The sequence below is a fragment of the Lysobacter sp. M2-1 genome, from assembly GCF_022662495.1.
Lineage (GTDB): Bacteria > Pseudomonadota > Gammaproteobacteria > Xanthomonadales > Xanthomonadaceae > JAKPBU01.
In genome coordinates this window covers 13,226-28,487 of sequence record NZ_JAKPBU010000012.1, presented here as the reverse complement: position 1 = coordinate 28,487, position 15,262 = coordinate 13,226, and the positions used below count along the sequence as shown (strand labels likewise).

Genomic DNA, 15,262 nt, shown 5'->3' with positions numbered 1-15,262 from the left:
CGAGCGGGGCTTTTTTGTTCATTTGCAACTGGCTCCGCATCCGTCAGCCCACTTCCCCCGAGCGTGTTCCGGATGCCCGCCGCCATAGCATGGCCGCCACAGGCGGCAGCCGATTGGCCGCGCCCAGCAGATGGCCACGGAGCAGGGTCGCCGCCATGCCGGGATGGGTGTAAAGGCGGTGGATGCCTTCGAAGGCATAGGTCGCCATCGCATTCTCGCTGCGTCGCTGCCGCGCCCAGCGTGCCAGGCGCTGCGGCGCGGCGAAGTCCGCACGACGCGCCTGCGCGGCGTGGATCGACGCTGCCAATGCGTTTACGTCGCGAAGCCCCAGATTGACGCCCTGCCCGGCCAGCGGATGCACCACGTGGGCCGCATCGCCCAGCAGCAGCACCCGCCCGCGCACGTAGTCCTTTGCCAGCTGACGCCGCAGCGGAAACGCCGCGCGGCGCGAAGTCGGCTGCAGGCGCCCCAGTCGCAGGTCGGACGCGACATCGAGCTCCCGCGAAAATGCCGCGTCGTCCATGGACAGCACACGCGTGGCCTCGGCCTCCGGCAGGCTCCAGACGATCGAACAGTCGCCGTCGGCGAATGGCAGCAGGGCCAGCGGCCCACCCGGCAGGAAGCGCTGCCACGCCGTTGCCTCGTGCGGCCGCTCGCTCGCGACGTAGCACACCACGCCCTGTTGTTCGTAGTCGCGCGCAGCCACTTCGATGCCGAGCAGCCGGCGCAGACTGGAGTCGCCCCCATCGGCCGCGACCGCGAGCCGGGCGTCGATGTGGCCGCCATCATCAAGCGTCAGGCGCACGCCATCATCGTCCTGCTGGCAGTCCTCGACCCGCGCCGGGCAACGCAGATCCACACCTGCGCGCGCCAGCGCGTGCCAAAGACGATCCGCCAGCAGTCCATGCTCGACGATCCAGCCCAGTTCGCGACGGCCCAGGGCGTCGGCATCGAAGCTCAGTTCACCGCCGCCCGCTGCATCCCAGACCCGCATGCGCCGGTACGGCTGCGCGCGCGCATTGCGCACCGACTCCCACACGTCGAGCGCGTCCAGCAGCGCGGCATTGTCGGGTGCAAAGGCGTACACCCGCAGGTCGCGATGCTGCGACGACCAGGCCTGCGGTTGGGCCGCTTCGACCAGGGTGACCTGCAAACCTGCCCGCGCGAGCGCCAGCGCGCAGGCGCTGCCGACCACGCCGCCACCGACCACCGCGCAATCGAGCCGCGATCGCCGGCTCATCGGACATCGCCCGATCGGCAAAGCGCCGGCACGTCGCCGCGAAAGCCCATCGCACCGCCCACCAGAGACGCCTGCAATGCCGGCATCCGGTCCGCCGCGAACAGGCCCAGCGCGCGCACGGCGGATGCGAACGGTGCGTCGTTCGCGGTCAGCCGCGCCAATCCGTCGGAGAACGCCAAGGTGCGCGCGCGATCCTCGCTGCGACGCTGCGCGTAGCGCTGCAGCAGGCCGTCATCGATCGCATCGATGCCCTCGCCATCCACCAGCTCGGCAAGCGTTAACGCATCGCGCAGCCCGAGGTTGAAGCCCTGCGCTCCGATCGGATGCAGCGTCTGCGCGGCATTGCCCACCAGCACCGCGCCGGGCGCGATGGTGCGTTCGGCCACGAGCCGGATCGCCGGATAGGCGTTGCGCGGACCGCAGGCGAGAAACCGGCCTGCGCGCCAGCCGAAGACCATCTGCAGTCGCTGCAGGAAACCGGACTCGTCCAGCATGGCCACGGCGTCGGCCTCATGTGCCGCCACTGCATGGACGACGCCGAAGTGACGGTCGCCGCGCGGCAGCAGGGCGGTCGGGCCGTCGTTGCCGAAGCGCTCATACGCAATGCCGTCGGGCGGGCGCCCGGTGCGCACCCGGGCGACGAACAGGATCTGGTCGTAGCTCGATTCCCGAGCTGCGATGCCCAGGTCGGCACGCACCCCGCTGCGGGTACCGTCTGCGGCGACGACCAGGCGCGCCGCTATCAGGCGCGATCCTGCGTCATCCTCGATCCGCATCACCCGCCCCCTGGAACCGCTCGCAGCGACGAAACCCGCGAAGCGCGCCGGGCGGTAACGCGACAGGCGCCAGCATTCGAGCAGCCGGGCTTCGAGCGCCTCGCCGAAATCGCGCGCGACGACGACCTGTCCGAAGGTTTCGCGACCGTAAGCTGCGGCGTCGAGTATCACCCGTCCCAGCTCACGCATGCGGCTGACATGGATCCGACGGATCGGTCCGGTCGGCGCACGCAGCTTCTGCATGACGCCCAGGGCGGTGAGCGCGTTGACGCTGGCCTCGGCGAAGCTCAGGTTGCGCTGGTCGAAGACCGGCGGTAGTGCGCCTGCCGGCGTCGCCTCCACCAATGCGGTGTCCACGCCGATCCGGTCGAGCGCGATCGCCAGGCTGGCGCCGACCAGCCCGCCGCCGACGATGACGACTTCGTGCGAGGCAGCGATCTCGGGGCTGGCTGGGGTCATTGCGCTATGCTAGCGGCTCCTTCCGTTCTTTCGTTCGGACCAGATGAACCGCTTCGAATCGAACCGCAGTATCGCGCCCGGCCCATGGGTGCTGGTGGCCATGATCGTGGCCGCGGCCATGAGCCGCCTGCTGCCGCATCCGCCGAATTTCTCGCCAGTCGAGGCGATCGCCCTGTTCGGCGGCGCCTACTTCGCCTCGCGCGCCTGGGCGGTGCTGGTTCCGCTGGCGGCGATGCTGATCTCGGACGTGGTGCTGGCTGCGCTCAACGGCGGCAGCTATTCGTTCGCCAACTACTTCGCCAGCACCAGCTTCTGGCTGGTCTACGGCTGCATCGCCGTTTCCACGGTGCTCGGTTTCGGCCTGCGCGGCAAGGTCGGCGGCGCGAGGGTGCTGGGCTACTCGCTGCTCGGTTCGGCGCTGTTCTTCCTGGTCACCAACTTCGGCGCGTGGCTCGGTTCGACCATGTATCCGCAGAACGGCGCCGGCCTTGTGGCCGCCTATGCCGCGGGCATCCCGTTCTTCCAGTGGACCGTGCTCGGCACGCTGTTCTATTCGGCGCTGCTGTTCGGCGGTTTCGCACTGCTGCGCCGCCAGCTCCCGATGCTGCGCGCGCAGACGGTGTAACGAAGACGGGGATGGAGAATCGCGGATAGGGAATTGTCGACGCCAAAGGTTTTCGGCTTCCCGCTGCTCATTCCCAATTCCGTACGCCTCATGGGCAACCGCCTCTCGAAGATCTACACCCGCACCGGCGATGACGGCACGACCGGGCTCGGTGACGGCACGCGGGTGGCGAAGGATTCGGCTCGGGTCACCGCGTACGGCACCGTCGACGAGGCCAATTCCGCGATCGGCCTGTTGCTGGCCAGCGAGATGCCGGCCGACGCACGCGAGCTGCTGACCTCGGTGCAGCACCAACTGTTCGATCTCGGTGGCGAACTTTGCATTCCCGGCCATGCCGCGATCCAGGACGAGGATGTGGACCGGCTGGAGCAGCAGTTGGATCGCTACAACGCCGACCTGCCCGCATTGAAGGATTTCATCCTGCCGGGCGGGGGTGAAGCGGCAGCGCGCTGTCACATGGCCCGCACGATCGTGCGCCGCGCCGAGCGCGAGACCGTCACCCTATCGCACCACGATCCGGTGCGGCCGCAGGCGGTGCGTTATCTCAACCGGCTGTCGGATTTGCTGTTCGTGCTGGCACGGGTGCTGGCCCGCGCCGAAGGCCTGGGCGAAGTGCTGTGGAAGCACGAACGCCGCCACCGTTGAGCACCGGCTCGCAGGCGAGATGAGCGTGCGCATCTACACCCACGAGGCGTGCCTGGCGCACGACACCGGGCCAGGGCATGTGGAACGGCCGCCGCGGCTCACCACCGTGATCGAAGCGCTGCGCGCCGCGTTCGACGACCTCGACTGGCAATCGGCACCGCGTGCCGGGCGCGAACAACTGCTGCGCGTGCACTCCCCGGCACTGCTCGAGGCCGTCCTGGCGCCTCAGCGCGACCGCATCGTCGCGCTCGATCCCGACACCATGCTCTCGCCGCAATCCGCCGAAGCCGCACTGCGCGCCGCCGGCGCCTTGGTCGCGGCGGTCGACGCCGCATGCAGCGGCGAAGCCGTCCGCGCGTTCTGCGCAGTGCGGCCGCCCGGCCATCACGCCACTGCCGACACGGCGATGGGGTTCTGCCTGTTCAACAACATCGCCGTTGCCGCGGCGCATGCGCTGGCGCGGCACGGGCTTGCACGCGTGGCGATCGTCGATTTCGACGTGCACCACGGCAACGGGACACAGGATGTTTTCCAGCACGAACCCCGGGTGATGTACCTGAGCTCGCACCAGTCGCCGCTCTATCCCGGGACGGGAAGCGCGGGCGATCGTGGCGCAGGCAATATCCGCAATGCGCCCCTGTCGCCGGGCGCCGGCAGCCGGCGCTTCCGCGAAACATGGGAGCAGGCCCTGCTGCCGGCGATCGACGAGTTCCGTCCGCAACTGCTGCTGGTCTCCGCCGGTTTCGATGCGCATTGGCGCGATCCACTCGCGCAGATGCAGCTCGATGCCGACGACTTCGGCTGGCTGACGGCCGAGCTGGTGCTGCTCGCGAACCGGCATGCGGCCGGACGCGTGATCTCTGCGCTGGAAGGCGGGTACGATCTGCAGGCGCTGGCCGAGTGCAGCGTGGCTCACGTGGCCGCGCTCAAGGGCTGAGCCGATCGCTTCGTTCAGGCGGCGTTTCAGGGGATGCTCGGCGCCGACGCATCGTTCGCACCGGCCGATCTGGGGCCCTCCCCTTCGCATTGCCCCAGGGCAAGGGATGGGGCAAGCTAACGGCCGCTTTTCGACCGGAATAACGCCGCGTGCGCCGATCCCTCGCGTTGCTGCCGCTACCCCTGTGCATTGCGCTGTCGCTCCAGGCCCAAGCCCAGACGAACGAGCGCTCGGACGAGTGGAGGCTGTGCCCGATCGAGGATGCGGTGCCTGCGTTCGGCGACACCGGTACCAGCGAAACCTCGCCCGATCAGCGCGCTCAACTGCCCACCGACATCCTGGGCGATGCGGTCACCGGCACCGAAGGCCTGGCCACCACCTTCAGCGGCAACGTCGCGCTGACCCGCGGCGACCAGTTCCTGGGCACGGACAACCTGACCTTCGACAGCGCCACCAACCGGTACACCGCCAAGGGCAACGTGCGTTACCAGGACGCGGGTATGCGGCTGGTCGCCGACAGCGCCGAAGGCGACCAGGAAGCCGATAGCCACAACATCCAGAACGTGCGCTACCAGCTGACCGAGCAACGCGGTAACGGCGGCGCCGAGCAGATCCAGCTGCAGGGTACGCAGGGATCCCTCTACGACTCGACCTATTCGACCTGCCCGCCGAGCCAGCGCATGTGGGAGCTGCAGGCGGACCGCATCGACGTCGACACCGCGGAAGGCACAGGCGTCGCGCGCAATGCCGTGCTCCGGGTGGGCAAGGTGCCGGTGTTGTACGTACCGTGGTTTCCCTTCCCGCTGGACGACCGGCGCCGCACGGGCCTGCTCTACCCGAGCATCAGCATGAACAGCCGCAACGGATTCGACTGGCGGCAGCCGATCTACTTCAACCTGGCGCCCAACTACGACGACACGCTCTCGCCGCGGCTGATGACCAACCGCGGCCTCATGCTGAGCAACGAATTCCGCTATCTCACGCCCACGGGCAGAGGAACCCTGGATCTGTCGTACCTGCCCTCGGACGGATTGACCGACGACAAGAAGGACGAGGAACTGGCTGAGTTCCTGGAACACGGCTACGACCTGGACAACCGGCGCAAGGACGACCGCGGCAGATTCGGCTTCAGGGGATTCCAGAACATCAGCCCAGCGTGGCAGGCACGCACCAACCTTAATTGGATCAGCGATCCCCGCTACCTCGAGGATTTCAGCAGCACGCTCGACGGGGTCACGTCCTATTCCATCTCCAGCGACATCGGCGTGTACGGACGGGGCCGTTACTGGGGTGCGGGACTGATGGCCGACCATAAGCAGCTCGCCGATTACACCATCCGCGAGTACCAGCTTCCCTACGACCGTTTGCCGCGCGCATTTGCGCGTTGGGAGCAACCGCTGGGTCGCTGGTTCGCAGCGGGCGTCGATGCCGAGGCCGTGCGCTTCCAGCATATCGACGACACAGGCATCGCGCAGACCTTGGCGGACGGCACCGTGCTCGACTACGAACTGCGGCCGGGTGGGAGCCGCATAGACCTCAAGCCTTTCGTCAGCATGCCGCTCGAAGGAGCGAGCTGGTTCGTCAAGCCGACCCTGGCCTGGCGCTATACCGGCTACCAGCTGGACGACGGCATGAGCGACTCTATCGCGTACGCCCGCGCGGTCGATGCTGTTGCGGGAACGACAACTCCGATTACCGGCGCGCTGGTGGACAGCCTCCGCGATGACAGCCCTTCACGGAGCTTGCCGATCGCCTCGCTCGACGCCGGTCTGTTCTTCGATCGCGAGACCAGTATCGGCGGCACCGGTTTTCTGCAGACGCTGGAACCACGCCTGTTCTATCTCAACGCACCCTATCGCGACCAGGACGCGTTGCCGCTGTTCGATACCTCCGGGATGACCTTCAGCTGGGGACAGTTGTTCCGGGACAACCGCTTCAGCGGCGCGGACCGGCAGGCTGACGCCAACCAGCTCACCCTGGCCCTGACGAGCCGCCTGATCCGGCAGGCCGATGGACGCGAGAAACTGACCGCCAGCATCGGCCAGATCAGGTACTTCGACGACTCGCGGGTCGGGCTCAGCCTTGCGGACCCGGGCATCGAGCGCGGCAAGTCCGCCTGGGTGGCCGATGCGAACTACGCGGTGAACGACCGCTGGACCATCGGCGCTTCCTACCAGTGGGATCCGCAGTTCAGCCGCAGCAACCTGGCCAGCATCCGCACCCGCTATCTGATCGGGGACGAGGGCATCGTCAACCTGGGCTATCGTTATCGCAGAAACCCTTCCACCGGCGTCGACCTGCTCAAACAGGTGGACCTGTCGTTCCTTTACCCGCTGACCCCGGCCTGGAGTCTGGTGGGCCGTTACTACTATTCGCTTCTGGACGATCCGGCGCGGGACATCGAACCAACGCTGCTGGAAGGCATCTTCGGCGTGCAGTGGGACAGCTGCTGCCTCGCAGCGCGCCTGGTCGCACGTCGCTACATGCGCAACCGGACCGGCGAACTGAACGATGCCATCCAGCTGGAGATCGAGCTCAAGGGCCTGGGCTCGGCCGGACCCGACACGGAAGGCCGCCTGCGCCGTGCTATCCTCGGTTACGACCGCGAGGACCTCTACCTCGTTCCGCCGCCCGAAGCGCGGGCCGGCGACGACGACAGCCTGCAAGATCCCACGACCCTATGAAGAAACTGCTTGTCTCCGCGCTGGTTTCCGGCGTGCTGCTCTGCGCATCAGTCCAGGCGCAGCCCCTCGACCGGATCGCGGCGGTGGTCAATGAAGACGTGATCCTGCAGAGCGAACTCGACCGGGCCACGCGCAATATCCTGACCCAGTACGCGAATCGCCAGGACCAGCTTCCGCCTCGCGATATCCTGGAACGACAAGTCCTGGAGCGCCTGGTCATGGTCCGGCTGCAGGTGGCGCGCGCGGCTGAAACCGGCCTGCGCGTCAGCGATGAGGAAGTGGACGCGGCGATCAACAGGATCGCCCAGCAGAACAACATGAGCCTGGACCAGCTGCGCCAGCAGGTCGCGCGCGAGGGTGGGTCGTTCGCCGACTTCCGCAGCTCGCTGCGCGATGAACTGGTCATCCAGCGTCTGCGCCAGAGTTTCGCGCAGAGCCGGATCAGCGTGAGCGACGCCGAAGTCGACGCCGCGCTCTCCAGCCAGCAGGCAGCAGGCAGCGCCCAATACCGCCTCGCCCACATCCTGGTCGCACTGCCGGAGAACGCTACGCCCGAGCAGATCGCCACAGGCCAACAGAAGATCGAAGGCATCAAGGCGCTGATCGACAAGGGCGAGATGGACTTCGCGGCCGCCGCGGTGCGCTATTCCGACAGCCAGAATGCGCTGGAGGGCGGCGATCTGGGCTGGCGCAGCCTCAGCGAGATCCCGACGGCATTCGCCGCCACGATCAGCAGCATGCAGCCGGGCCAGGTGATTGGCCCGACACGAGGGCCGAGCGGGTTCCAGCTGCTCAAGCTGGTCGAAACCCGTGACGCCTCGCAGGCTGCGCCGTCCACGGTCACCCAGTACCAGGCGCGGCACATCCTGGTGCGAACGGGCGAAGGCGTGGACGAAAGCGCCGCGAAGGCCAAGATCGATACCCTGCGTGCACGGATCGAAGGCGGTGCGGACTTCACCGCGATCGCAACCGAGAACTCCGAGGACAAGGCGACGGCGGCGCGGGGCGGCGATCTTGGCTGGTTCACCCAGGACCAGTTCGGGGCCGAGTTCGGCACCCAGGTCGCAGGGCTTCAGGACGGGCAGGTGTCGGCACCGTTCAAGACCGAAGCCGGATGGCACATCGTGCAGCGGGTAGCCGAACGCCAGACCAATACCGGCGATGAGAATCGACGGGCACAGGTCCGCGAGACCATCGGCCAGCGCAAGCTCGAGGAAGAATGGACGCGATTCCTGCGCGAGATGCGCGGCGAGGCCTTCGTCGACGTCCGCAGCGGGGCCGGCGCCACCCCGGCGAACACGGCTCCCCCTGCTGCTCCCGCGCCCGCCGCGCCTCCTGCACCGGCCCCGGCTCCGCCCCCAAGCGGCGGCTGATATGCGACGCCCGCGGCTGGCGCTGGTGCCGGGCGAACCGGCCGGCGTCGGTCCGGAACTCTGCGCGCGCGCCCTGGCGCGCAACGTCGATGCCGAACTGGTCGTCTACGGCGACGGCAGCGCGATCGAACGCGCCGCGCATGCGATCGGTGTCGCGCTGCCGGCCTTCCAGGCAGTCCCATTTCCGCACCCGGGCGTTCACACCTTCGGCGCGCCCGATCCTGCCAATGCGGTGTCCGTGGTCGCCGCGCTGCGCGCCGGCGCGCAGGCCTGCCTGGACGGCATCTGCGACGGCCTCGTGACCGGCCCGGTGCACAAGGCCACCATCAACCAGGGCGGCATCCCCTATACCGGCACCACCGAGCTGCTGGCCGAGCAGGCCGGCTGCGAAGTGGTGATGATGCTGGCCAACGACATCGTGCGCGTCGCGCTGGCCACGACCCATCTGCCGCTGCGCGCAGTAGCCGACGCGATCGACGCGTCATCCCTGCGGCGCACGCTGCAGATCGTGCACGCGGCACTGCGCGACGACTTCGGCATCGACACCCCGCGCATCGCCGTGCTGGGCCTTAACCCGCACGCGGGCGAAGCCGGGCATCTGGGCCGTGAGGAGATCGACGTGATCGAACCGGTCATCGCCGCGCTGCGCGATGCCGGCATGCGATTGCTCGGCCCGCTTCCGGCGGATACCGCCTTCCTCCCGGCGAAGCTGCGCGAATGCGACGCGGTGCTCGCGATGTACCACGACCAGGGCCTGCCGGTGCTCAAGTACAGCGGCTTCGAGCAGGCGGTGAACATCACCCTGGGCCTGCCCTACCCGCGGGTCGCGGTCGATCACGGCACGGCGTTGGACCTCGCTGGCCGCGGGACCGCCGATCCTTCCAGCCTGTTCGCCGCTATCGACACCTGCGCGCGGATGGCCATCGCCCGCGCCTCGATGCGCGCATGAGCGGAGACCATGACATGCCGGAGATCGCCTGGGACGATTTCATGAAGGTGGAGCTGCGCGTCGGCCGGGTGCTGTCGGCCGAGCCGTTTCCCCAGGCCCGCAAGCCGGCCTATGTGCTGCGGGTAGATTTCGGCGCGGACATCGGTGTGCGCAAGTCGAGCGCGCAGATCACGGCGCGCTATACGGCCGAAGAATTGGTCGGCCGCCTGGTCGTGGGCGTCGTCAACTTTCCTCGCAAGCAGATCGGTCCGGTGATGTCGGAATGCCTGATTACAGGTTTTCATGACGCCAACGACGCGGTGGTGCTGTGCGTGCCCGACGCAGACGTGCCGCTCGGCACGCGGCTGCTCTGAGACCACCGATGGCGTTCACCGAACCGGCCAAGAAGTCGCTAGGCCAGCACTTTCTGCACGAGCGCGGCATCGTCGCGAGGATCGTGCAGGCGGTGGATCCCCAGCCCGGCGACTGTCTGGTCGAGATCGGGCCCGGCCAGGGCGCGATCACGTTTCCTCTGCTCGATCGCCACGGCGAACTGACCGCCATCGAATTCGATCGCGACCTGATCGCGCCGCTAAGCGAGGCGGCACGCGCGCATGGCCGGCTGCGGATCATTTCCGCCGACGTGCTGGACGTGGATTTCACCGCGCTGGCGCGCGAACTGGCGCCCGCCGACGGCAAGCTGCGACTGGTCGGCAACCTGCCCTACAACCTGTCCTCGCCGATTCTGTTCCATGCGATCGATCACGCGACGACGATCCGCGACATGCATTTCATGCTGCAGAAGGAAGTCGTCGATCGCATGGCCGCCGCGCCCGGGAGCAAAATCTACGGGCGTCTGAGCGTGATGCTGCAGGCATATTGCAGCGTCACGCCCTTGTTGAACGTGCCTCCCGGCGCATTCCGTCCGCCGCCGAAAGTCGATTCGGCCGTGGTCCGGCTGGTGCCGCGTCCGCCGGACGCGGCCGGGATCACCGACCCGAAACGCTTCGCCGACATCGTCCGCGCGGGTTTCGGCCAGCGGCGCAAGACCCTGCGCAATGCGCTGAAGGGCGTGTGCGACGAAGCCGGATTCGCAAGGGCCGGTATCGATCCGGGTGCGCGCGCCGAGCAGCTGTCGGTGACGGATTTCGCGCGGTTATCGGACACACCGAAGCCGGAGCCCGCAGAACCGCACGCCTGAGGCGTCCTACATGCACGCCCCATGCGGTGCGTGCAGTGCCGGGCTTGGCCTGAAGTTCACACCGATTGCATACACTGTGCCCATGAACGAGCAGTCCGACTACGCGCTGGAGATCAGCATCGCCACGCAATTCCTGGACGAGCAGTCCGACCCGGAGGCGGACCGCTACGCCTTCGCCTACACCATCCGCATCCGCAACCTCGGGCGGCTGCCCGCGCAGCTGCTGAACCGGCACTGGATCATCACCGACGCCAACGGCAAGGTCGAGGAAGTGCGCGGCGAAGGCGTGGTCGGCGAACAGCCGCGGCTGGAACCGGGCGAGCAGTTCACCTACACCTCCGGCGCGGTCCTGGGCACATCGGTCGGGACCATGGAAGGGAGCTACGACATGGCCGGCGACGACGGTACCCGCTTCGACGCGCCGATTCCGCCGTTCACCCTGTCCGTGCCGCGCACGCTGCATTAGGACTGGGCCTGACGTGGCTGTCTGGGCAATCGGTGACCTCCAGGGCTGCTACGGCGCGACGCAGCGCCTGCTGGAGCGGCTTGCGTTCGATCCGGCGCGCGATCAGCTGTGGTTCTGCGGCGATCTGGTCAACCGTGGCGGCGAATCGCTGGAAACGCTGCGCCTGGTGCATTCGCTGCGCGAACGCAGCATCGTCGTGCTCGGCAACCACGATCTGTCGCTGCTCGCCATCGGTGAGCGCAGGCCCGAGGAGCAGAAGCGGGTCAATCCGGACCTGCAGCGCGTGCTGTTCGCGGAGGATGCGCGCGAGCTGCTCGACTGGCTGCGCATGCAGAAGCTGGCGCATGCCGACCGTGCGCTCGGCTGGCTGATGGTCCACGCCGGGCTGGCGCCGAAGTGGACGACGCAGCTGGCCGAAAAGCATGCGCGCGAGATCGAAGCCCGGTTGCAGGGCGACGGCTATCGCCGCCTGCTCAAGAACATGTACGGCGACCGCCCGGCGTGGTCGCCCAAGCTGGCCGGAATCGATCGCGAGCGCGCGATCGTCAACATCTTCACCCGGCTGCGTTACTGCTCCCCGCGAGGGCGCATCGCATTCGAGGAAAAAGGCGCGCCGGGAACGCAGCAACCCGGCCTGTACCCGTGGTACGAAGTCCCCGGTCGGGTCGAGCGCGACCTGAAGATCGTCTGTGGCCACTGGAGCACGCTCGGCCTGTTCATCGGCCATGGCGTGCATGCGATCGACACCGGCGCGGTGTGGGGCGGCAAGCTCACCGCGCTGCAGCTCGACAGCGAAGAATTGCGCATCGTCCAGGTGCCCGGCCGCACGACCTAGACCTGTCCCCGGACTTGATCCCGAGCCGGCGCTACGCCGCCGGCGAGGTCCGGAAGTGGTCCAGGCTACGGCTCGCGCGCGTAATCGACGAACTCGAACGCAAAGGCATGCGCCGCATCCACCGGGTGGCGTTCGCGCGCCTCGACGATCCACGCATCCGGATCGAACCGCGGAAAGAACGCGTCGGCCCCATCCACCCGCGTGTCGACGTGGGTCAGGTGCATGCGCAGGGCCATCGGCAGCGCCAGCGCGAACACGTCGCCGCCGCCGATCACGCACAGCTCCCCGGCTTCGTCGGCCGCGAAGCGGAGCGCCTCGTCCAGCGAGGCGACGGCGCGCATGCCCGCGAACGGCACCTGACCCGAGCGGGTCAGCACCAGGTTGCTGCGTTTCGGCAGCGCCCGGCCAAGCGATTCGGCGGTTTTGCGCCCCATCAGCACCGGCCTGCCCAGCGTGAGCGCCTTGAAGCGCTTCAGGTCATCGGGCAGGTGCCATGGAAGCTGGTTGCCCCTGCCGATGGCGAAATCGCGATCGAGTGCGGCGATCAATACGAGCGAACGGACGGCCATCCACGATCTCCGGATCCTGAATTCGTCGTCCCCGCGCAGGCGGGGGTCCAGCGACTTTTTCCACCATTCAGCAAAAGCGAAGCCGCGGCCTGCGCAGGATTGGCGGATGCGGGGGTCACACTGCGACCGGCGCCTTGATCGCCGGCAGCGGATCGTAGCCCTCGAACGCGATGTCGTTGTAGGTGAACGCGAACAGGTCGGTCACGTCGGGCTTGAGCCGCAACGTCGGCAACGCCCGCGGTGCACGCGACAACTGTTCGCGTGCCTGTTTGTAATGGTTCGAATACAGGTGCGCGTCGCCGAGCGTGTGCACGAAATCGCCGACTCGCAGCCCGCAGGCCTGCGCCACCATATGCGTCAGCAACGCGTAGCTGGCGATGTTGAACGGCACGCCCAGGAAGATGTCGCCGCTGCGCTGGTAGAGCTGGCAGCTGAGCCGGCCGTCGGCGACATAGAACTGGAACAGCGTATGGCAGGGCATCAGCGCCATCTGCGGCAGGTCGGCTACGTTCCAGGCGCTCACGATCAACCGGCGCGAATCCGGATTGCGCCTGATTTCGTCCAACACCCACCGGATCTGGTCGATCTCGGTGCCGTCGGCCGCCGCCCAGCGCCGCCACTGCTTGCCGTACACCGGGCCGAGCTCACCGGCCGCATCCGCCCACTCGTCCCAGATACCGACCTTGTGTTCCCTGAGATAGGCGATGTTGGTTTCGCCCTTCAGGAACCACAGCAGCTCGTGCACGATCGAGCGCAGATGCAGCTTCTTGGTCGTGACCAGCGGAAAACCCTGTTCGAGGTCGAAACGCATCTGCCATCCGAACACGCTGCGCGTGCCGGTGCCGGTGCGGTCGGCCTTCTCGGTGCCGTGTTCGAGGACGTGACGCAACAGGTCGAGGTACTGCTTCATCGCACGCGGGTTCCGGTCAAGGCGCCGCTGGTTGCAGCGTGGGTGAGCGCCGCGACAGCCACAGCCAGTACAGTCCCAGCAGGATCAGCGGCGTACTCAGCACCTGGCCCATGGTCAGCCAGCCGAAGGCGAGGTAACCGCCCTCGCCCAGCTGCGCATCCGGTACGCGCACGAATTCCACCAGGAAGCGGAAGCAGCCGTACATCAGCGCGAACAGGCCGGCGACGGCATAGCGCGGGCGCGGCCTGCGCGAATACCACCAGAGCACGCAGAACATGACCAGCCCTTCCAGCACCGCCTGGTACAGCTGCGAGGGGTGCCGCGCCAGCGCATCCAGCGCGCCGCTCGCGTACTGGGCCTGCAGCTGCGCTGGCGGCATGCCCGCCAGGGTCGATTCCGCGCGCGGAAAGATTACCCCCCAGCCGGCCTGGGTGTACTTGCCCCAGAGCTCGCCGCCGATGTAGTTGCCGAGCCGGCCCAGACCCAGGCCCGGCGGCACCAGCGGCGCAACGAAATCGATCACGTCGAACACGTGCAATCGCCGCTTGCGCGCCCACCAGAACACCGCCGCCGCCACCCCCAGCAAGCCGCCGTGGAAGCTCATGCCGCCTTCCCACACCTTGAACAGCATCAGCGGATTGGCGAGGAAATCGCCGAACGCGTAGAACAGGACGTAGCCGATCCGTCCGCCCAGCACCACCCCGAGCATGCCGTAGAACAGCAGATCGCCGAACCCCTGATCATCCACGCCCGGCAGCCGGCCGGCGCGGATGCGGCGCCGCCCCAGCCACCATGCGGTGGCGAAGCCGAGCAGATACATGATTCCGTACCAGTGGACTTGCAGTGGCCCGAGGCGGAAGGCGATCGGGTCGATCTGGTGCAGCTGGATCATGCGTGGCCGGGCCGATGGGATGCGTCGCGCTATTGTGCCGTGCTGCGCACTGCTTCGCGCATCCGCACCGTTTCAAGGCATCGCCGTGTACCGGGATTCCCCGCTCCGGCCGTGCCGATGGATGCACCGACGCCGGGTCGCAACGCAAGTCGGGCAGGACGGCGCAGCGACGCCTGGCGGCTGCGTAGGGCGAAGCCGCGGTCCCGACGAGGCGGGCCTGGGCCCGCCCTACAGCAGGTGCGGAAGATCGGGCAGCTCGTTGTGGTCGACGTCTTCGGCGACCCGTGGGAAATGCTCCGCGAGCAGGTCCGAGACCGCCGCGATGCCGGCGACCGCAGCGTCTTCGGCATCGCCGGAGCGCAGCCGCTCCTCCATCAGCTGGCACACGCCGCGCCATTGTTCGTCGCTGACCCGCCCATCCAGGCCGCGGTCGGCGACGATCTCGATGCGATGGTCGGCCAGCAGCAGGTACACCAGCACCCCGTTGTTGGCGGCGGTATCCCAGACCCGCAGCTGGGCGAAAACTTCATGAGCGCGGGCGCGGGCGTCGCGTCCGGCCCAGAGCGCAGGCAGCTCCAGTGCAGCCTCCACCGCGAAACACACCTCGCCGCGATGCCGCAGCTCGCCCTCGGCGACTGCGGCCGAAATGCGCTGCAGGCTGGTTTCCGGGAACGTGGCCCGGGCCGGGCGCGCGAACAGATGGCGCAGCAGTCTCATTCCCA

The 15,262-nt window shown here is 67.9% G+C and carries 15 protein-coding genes and 1 pseudogene; 10 read left to right on the top strand and 6 right to left on the bottom strand.

Annotated elements, in window-relative coordinates; genetic code table 11:
- Positions 1 to 43: 43 nt before the first annotated feature.
- Complete coding sequence (locus MC375_RS17335) at positions 44 to 1,240, bottom strand: FAD-dependent oxidoreductase (protein WP_242104685.1); 1,197 nt, start codon at positions 1,238 to 1,240, stop codon at positions 44 to 46.
- Complete coding sequence (ubiH, locus tag MC375_RS17330; RefSeq protein ID WP_242104738.1) at positions 1,237 to 2,454, bottom strand: 2-octaprenyl-6-methoxyphenyl hydroxylase; 1,218 nt, start codon at positions 2,452 to 2,454, stop codon at positions 1,237 to 1,239. The genes MC375_RS17335 and ubiH overlap by 4 nt, the downstream gene beginning before the upstream one ends.
- Positions 2,455 to 2,518: 64 nt before the next feature.
- Here ubiH and MC375_RS17325 point away from each other — a divergent pair, with 64 nt between their 5' ends.
- The 10 genes and pseudogenes from MC375_RS17325 to MC375_RS17280 all read left to right on the top strand — a co-directional run.
- A complete protein-coding gene (locus tag MC375_RS17325) occupies positions 2,519 to 3,100 on the top strand; it encodes a DUF6580 family putative transport protein (RefSeq protein WP_242104684.1) in 582 nt (193 codons plus the stop codon).
- Positions 3,101 to 3,190: 90 nt separating this feature from the next.
- Positions 3,191 to 3,745 (top strand): cob(I)yrinic acid a,c-diamide adenosyltransferase, encoded by a 555-nt coding sequence (locus MC375_RS17320; RefSeq protein WP_242104737.1) that lies wholly within the window; start codon positions 3,191 to 3,193, stop codon positions 3,743 to 3,745.
- A 25-nt stretch (positions 3,746 to 3,770) separates the two neighbouring features.
- Positions 3,771 to 4,682, top strand: coding sequence for a histone deacetylase family protein (locus tag MC375_RS17315; RefSeq protein ID WP_242104736.1), 912 nt, complete (start codon positions 3,771 to 3,773; stop codon positions 4,680 to 4,682).
- A gap of 149 nt (positions 4,683 to 4,831) precedes the next feature.
- Positions 4,832 to 7,366 (top strand): LPS assembly protein LptD, encoded by a 2,535-nt coding sequence (lptD, locus tag MC375_RS17310; RefSeq protein ID WP_242104683.1) that lies wholly within the window; start codon positions 4,832 to 4,834, stop codon positions 7,364 to 7,366.
- Positions 7,363 to 8,739 carry a peptidylprolyl isomerase gene (locus MC375_RS17305; protein ID WP_242104682.1) on the top strand — a complete coding sequence of 459 codons (1,377 nt, stop codon included), beginning with the start codon at positions 7,363 to 7,365 and terminating at the stop codon, positions 8,737 to 8,739. The genes lptD and MC375_RS17305 overlap by 4 nt, the downstream gene beginning before the upstream one ends.
- A gap of 1 nt (position 8,740) precedes the next feature.
- Positions 8,741 to 9,688 (top strand): 4-hydroxythreonine-4-phosphate dehydrogenase PdxA, encoded by a 948-nt coding sequence (gene pdxA / locus MC375_RS17300; protein WP_242104681.1) that lies wholly within the window; start codon positions 8,741 to 8,743, stop codon positions 9,686 to 9,688.
- Positions 9,689 to 9,702: 14 nt separating this feature from the next.
- Positions 9,703 to 10,041, top strand: a complete 339-nt coding sequence (locus MC375_RS17295) for a tRNA-binding protein (protein WP_242104680.1) — start codon at positions 9,703 to 9,705, stop codon at positions 10,039 to 10,041.
- 8 nt (positions 10,042 to 10,049) lie between these two features.
- Entirely contained in the window at positions 10,050 to 10,868 is an 819-nt protein-coding gene (gene rsmA / locus MC375_RS17290; protein WP_242104679.1) for a 16S rRNA (adenine(1518)-N(6)/adenine(1519)-N(6))-dimethyltransferase RsmA, read from the top strand.
- 82 nt (positions 10,869 to 10,950) lie between these two features.
- The gene (apaG, locus tag MC375_RS17285; protein ID WP_242104678.1) at positions 10,951 to 11,334 is read left to right on the top strand and encodes a Co2+/Mg2+ efflux protein ApaG; all 384 of its coding nucleotides are present in this window, start codon (positions 10,951 to 10,953) and stop codon (positions 11,332 to 11,334) included.
- Positions 11,335 to 11,347: 13 nt separating this feature from the next.
- A pseudogene (locus MC375_RS17280) lies at positions 11,348 to 12,157 on the top strand (symmetrical bis(5'-nucleosyl)-tetraphosphatase); the annotation flags it as partial.
- Positions 12,158 to 12,234: 77 nt separating this feature from the next.
- On the opposite strand, the gene MC375_RS17275 reads toward MC375_RS17280, so the two are convergent.
- The 4 genes from MC375_RS17275 to MC375_RS17260 all read right to left on the bottom strand — a co-directional run bounded on the left by MC375_RS17275 (position 12,235) and on the right by MC375_RS17260 (position 15,257).
- The gene (locus tag MC375_RS17275) at positions 12,235 to 12,738 is read right to left on the bottom strand and encodes a dihydrofolate reductase (RefSeq protein ID WP_242104677.1); all 504 of its coding nucleotides are present in this window, start codon (positions 12,736 to 12,738) and stop codon (positions 12,235 to 12,237) included.
- A 115-nt stretch (positions 12,739 to 12,853) separates the two neighbouring features.
- Positions 12,854 to 13,648 carry a thymidylate synthase gene (locus MC375_RS17270; RefSeq protein WP_242104676.1) on the bottom strand — a complete coding sequence of 265 codons (795 nt, stop codon included), beginning with the start codon at positions 13,646 to 13,648 and terminating at the stop codon, positions 12,854 to 12,856.
- A gap of 16 nt (positions 13,649 to 13,664) precedes the next feature.
- The gene (gene lgt, locus MC375_RS17265) at positions 13,665 to 14,540 is read right to left on the bottom strand and encodes a prolipoprotein diacylglyceryl transferase (RefSeq protein ID WP_242104675.1); all 876 of its coding nucleotides are present in this window, start codon (positions 14,538 to 14,540) and stop codon (positions 13,665 to 13,667) included.
- Positions 14,541 to 14,768: 228 nt separating this feature from the next.
- The gene (locus tag MC375_RS17260) at positions 14,769 to 15,257 is read right to left on the bottom strand and encodes a TPM domain-containing protein (protein WP_242104674.1); all 489 of its coding nucleotides are present in this window, start codon (positions 15,255 to 15,257) and stop codon (positions 14,769 to 14,771) included.
- Between the last annotated feature and the right edge of the window lie 5 nt (positions 15,258 to 15,262).